Origin of the sequence: Chitinophaga sp., from assembly GCF_035564935.1 — a bacterium.
Lineage (GTDB): Bacteria > Bacteroidota > Bacteroidia > Chitinophagales > Chitinophagaceae > Chitinophaga.
This window is the reverse complement of sequence record NZ_DATMTE010001037.1, coordinates 1-4,193: the sequence shown is the minus strand read 5'-3', so window position 1 is coordinate 4,193 and position 4,193 is coordinate 1. Positions and strand designations below refer to the sequence as shown.

At 43.1% G+C, this 4,193-nt stretch carries 4 protein-coding genes; 3 read left to right on the top strand and 1 reads right to left on the bottom strand.

The genetic code is table 11. The features are described 5' to 3' along the window. The first annotated feature begins 70 nt into the window (after positions 1 to 70). Together VN105_RS27015 and VN105_RS27010 are read left to right on the top strand one after the other, a co-directional pair. Complete coding sequence (locus VN105_RS27015; RefSeq protein ID WP_325646124.1) at positions 71 to 2,164, top strand: peptidylprolyl isomerase; 2,094 nt, start codon at positions 71 to 73, stop codon at positions 2,162 to 2,164. Positions 2,165 to 2,295: 131 nt separating this feature from the next. Then, positions 2,296 to 2,802, top strand: a complete 507-nt coding sequence (locus VN105_RS27010) for a DUF2480 family protein (RefSeq protein ID WP_325646122.1) — start codon at positions 2,296 to 2,298, stop codon at positions 2,800 to 2,802. Here VN105_RS27010 and corA read toward each other — a convergent pair. Beyond that, positions 2,799 to 3,905 (bottom strand): magnesium/cobalt transporter CorA, encoded by a 1,107-nt coding sequence (corA, locus tag VN105_RS27005; protein WP_325646120.1) that lies wholly within the window; start codon positions 3,903 to 3,905, stop codon positions 2,799 to 2,801. The genes VN105_RS27010 and corA overlap by 4 nt on opposite strands. Positions 3,906 to 4,046: 141 nt before the next feature. On the opposite strand from corA, the gene VN105_RS29855 reads away from it, so the two are divergent. Next, positions 4,047 to 4,193 (top strand): DUF3472 domain-containing protein (locus VN105_RS29855; RefSeq protein ID WP_414647269.1); only part of this gene is annotated, 147 nt, incomplete at its 3' end.

Sequence of the window (4,193 nt, the reverse complement as noted above, 5' to 3'; positions counted from 1 at the left end):
AATACTCTTTTGCAGTTACAGTTTATTTATTCTATTTTTGCTATCCTTAAAAATGTAGACTATATAATATATGTCAGTAATTCAGAAAATCAGGGACAAATATGCCGTCATGATCGTTGTAGTGATTTGCCTGGCTATTGTTAGTTTCCTGTTGCAGGATGCCTTTTTTGGCAAAAGTTCGCTATCCCGCCGCGATACGAGCGTGGGTAAAGTAAATGGTGAAGATCTCGATTTATCAGAGTATCAACGTCGTATTCAGGACGCGGAAAACAATGCGCGTCAGCAAATGCCTAATATTGACGAACAAACACGTCAGTATATTCGTGAGCAGGTTTGGAACGAATTTCTGAATGAACAAATTATGCAGGCCCAGTATAAAATATTGGGTATCGACGTAACTGAAGCAGAAGTAGTGGACCAGATCAAAGGTAAAAACCCTAACCCGGTAGTTGTACAACAATTTACCCGCGACGGCCAGTTTGATCGTAATGCTTTACAGCAGGCTATTTCACAGGCCGGCAGCAACCCGCAGATCCGCGAAGGCTTGCATCAGCTGGAAAGCTATATTGCCAAATACCAGGAACGTTTGAAATATGTGACCCTTGTTAAACAAGGCATATATTATCCCAAATGGTTGGCAGAACAACAGCAGAAAGATAACAGCCAAACAGCAACAGTATCTTATGTAAGTGTTCCTTACGCTACTATTGCTGATTCTACTATTAAGGTAACAGATGCGGAGCTGGACCGTTTTATCCAGGATCACAAGCAGTTGTTCAAAGTGGAAGAATCCCGCAAAATTGAATATGTATCCTTTGATGCTATTCCTTCCGCTGCGGATTCTGCAGCAGCCATTCAGCAGATCATGGCAATGAAGCAGGAACTGGATACTACAGGTAGTGGAAATATTGCCGGTTTTATAAATCGCAACTCCGATATTAAATACTACGACGGATATGTTTCTAAGAACGAAGCTAAAGTTCCTATGAAAGATTCGATCGTGAATCTCCCGGTGGGAACTGTTTTTGGACCATATTACGATAACAACCTGATTGTATTTGCAAAAATGGTGGATCGTAAAAATATGCCTGACAGTGTGAAGGTTCGTCACATTCTCATCGCCTCCGGCGCTCAGGGTGGTTTACCGGACTCTGTTGCTAAAAAACGTGCAGATAGCCTTGAACTGGCAGTTAAAGGCGGCGCTGATTTCAAAGCCCTGGTTGACCAGTTTTCTGATGATCCGGGCAGTAAGCAAACCGGCGGAGAATATGATCTTACTCCATCTTCCCAATTTGTTCCTGAATTTAAGGATTTTGCTTTCGATGGTTCAAAAGGTCAGGTTAAAGTGGTAAGAACCCAGTTTGGTTACCATGTGATTCAAATTATGGATCAGAAGAATATTGGTCCTGCTATTAAAGTAGCTTATCTGGGTAAATCTGTAGAGGCCAGCAAAGAAACCAATAACAACGCATTCAGCGCTGCCAGTACTTTTGCAGGTAAGAGCGGAAATGCTGCTTCCTTTGAGAAAACAGTACAAACAGAAAAGCTGAATAAAAGAATTGCGGACAATGTACGTCCCATGGATTTTGTAATACCCGGTATCGGACAGTCACGTGAACTGGTACGCTGGGCTTATGAATCCAAACAGGGAGATGTAAGCAAAGTATTTACCTTCGACGACAAATACGTAGTAGCTGTTTTAACCAGCGTACGTAAGGAAGGTACTGCTCCGCTGGCTGATGTAAGGCCTCAGGTAGAAGCAGAAGTTAAGAAGCATAAGAAAGCAGAGCAGATCATCGCCAAACTGCAAACTCCTGCCTCACTTGAAGCTGCCGCCAAAGCGACTAACCAACCGGAACTCAAAGCAGAAAGCGTTTCCTTCGCTACTCCGTTTATTGCTTCATTGGGTTTTGAACCACGTGTTGCCGGTGCAACGTTTAATAAAAAATGGGGTACCACTGCAGTATCTGCTCCAATTGAAGGTAATGCAGGCGTATATGTAATTAAGGTAGACAGCTTCCAGCCATCTGGTCAACCGGCCCAGGATATCGCTTCTCAGCAGGCCGCTTACGAACAGGGTATTAAATCCATGCTGGATCAGCAACTGTTTGAAGTGTTGAAAAAGAAAAGCGATGTGAAGGATACCCGTGGTAAATTCTTCTAAATCACTACATTTTTACTGACATAAGAGAAGGGGAAGCAGTAATGCTTCCCCTTCCCGTTTTTGGCCCCTGGTTCACCGTTATTCACATTCCTCCCCTGATATTCGTAAATTTGTATCCTAATATGGAAAAAATGGACGAAATCATAAATAAAGTAGCGCAGAGCGGGTTGGAAACGATTGACCTGGAGCAGTTTTACCCGGAAGGAGAAATTGTGGAGTTTGATATAAAGGATTACCTGTTTATGGGACTTATCCTGAAAGAAAAGGATTTCCGGGCCGCGATGCAATCGCACGACTGGGAGCAATACCGTGGAAAAAATGTAGGATTAATATGCACTGCAGATGCGGTTGTGCCTTTGTGGGCCTATATGCTTGTAATGACCAACCTGGAGCCGGTTGTGGCATATGCAGCGTTCGGAAACGCCGAATTTATACATAATACCCTGTATCTCAGGAACCTGGGTGCAATTGACGTTTCTGTCTTTGTTGATAAAAGGATCGTCATCAAGGGATGCGGCGATAAACGGGTGGGAGAAATCGCTTATGCAGAAATTACCCGTTTGTTGCGTCCGGTAGTGAAGAGTATTATGTACGGAGAACCTTGCTCTACCGTGCCGGTATACAAAAAGAAAGCTTAAAACCAGCCACGTTTCCGGAAAATCAGTATCATCAGCACCAGTAGTATGCCCATACCTCCGAGGGTATAATAATATCCGTTGGGGGATGCCAGTTCAGGCATATGCTGAAAATTCATTCCGTAGATCCCCGCGAGCAGTGTTGGCGGCGCCATCAATGTAGTTACCACCGCCAACACTTTCATAATTTCATTCATCTTCAGGTTTAGCTGCGTATGATACATCTCCTGTAAGTTCAATACCATGTCCCGGTAGTTATCTGCAAGATCATTGCATTGAATGATGTGATCGTATACGTCTTTATAGTATTTCGTTACTTTATCATCCAGCAGATCATTTTCGCTTTTGAGGAAGCCATTTACCAGCTCCCTCACCGGTGCAATAGCCCTTTTGAACAGGAAAACCTGGCGGCGTAAATAATTAATCCGCGCCAGTGTACGGGTGTTGGGCTGATGTTGCACCAGGTCTTCCATCATTTCTATCCTTTCCCCAAGTTTATCCATTACTATAAAATAGTTGTCGATAATTACATCCAGCAATGAATAACAGAGATAATCAGCCCCGCCGTTGCGGATACGGGATCCTGTTATTAATAGTTTGGTACGTACGGGATCAAATACATCCCGGGCGGGATCTTCCTGGAAGGAGATCACGAAATTCCGGCCAAGTACAATGCTTACTTGTTCCAGATCGATGGACGAAGTTTCACTGTTGAAGTAAATCATTGGGAGTAAACAAAACATGCGGTCATTTATCTCATCCATTTTGGCCCGCTGCCCTGTACTTAAAATATCTTCTTCCAGTAAAGGATGTATCATGAATTGCTCACACATAGCATGTACCTCTTCTTTCCTGATGCCGTCAATATTGATCCAGCTTAGCTGTGGAGCATTTGCATACCTGAAAGTATCTTCTATTTTATCCAGCACCAGCTCTGAACAAAGGCTAATATTGTAATCAAAAACAGTGATCTTGGTTTCTGCCGCCGGTTTTCTGGCAGTTACACCTTCCGCCGGATTAAAGTTCATGATACGTTGCTTCTTCACCTTGAATGGGTTTAATACTTGTACCACGCCGGGAATAGGCAATTTATTTTTGAAGGCCATATGTGCTGATGTTATCAGGATTGATTACCGAATTTAAACCAAAATAGCAGAGCGAACAACCGCTATGTTCCAATAATTATACAGACAACAGAAAATTTGGTAGCAGAGGGTTATGCCGGAAACGTGTGAAGAAAGGCGAAAATAAATGCGCCACTTAAATCCCATAGGACATATGGACTAAATTCTTTCCTGGAAAATTTCTCCTTTGAAAACGGCCATCTTGGCCGCAAGGGATATTTCGGTAACCACTGGATAAAAACCAACACCGGTGAATGGATAGAACTTACA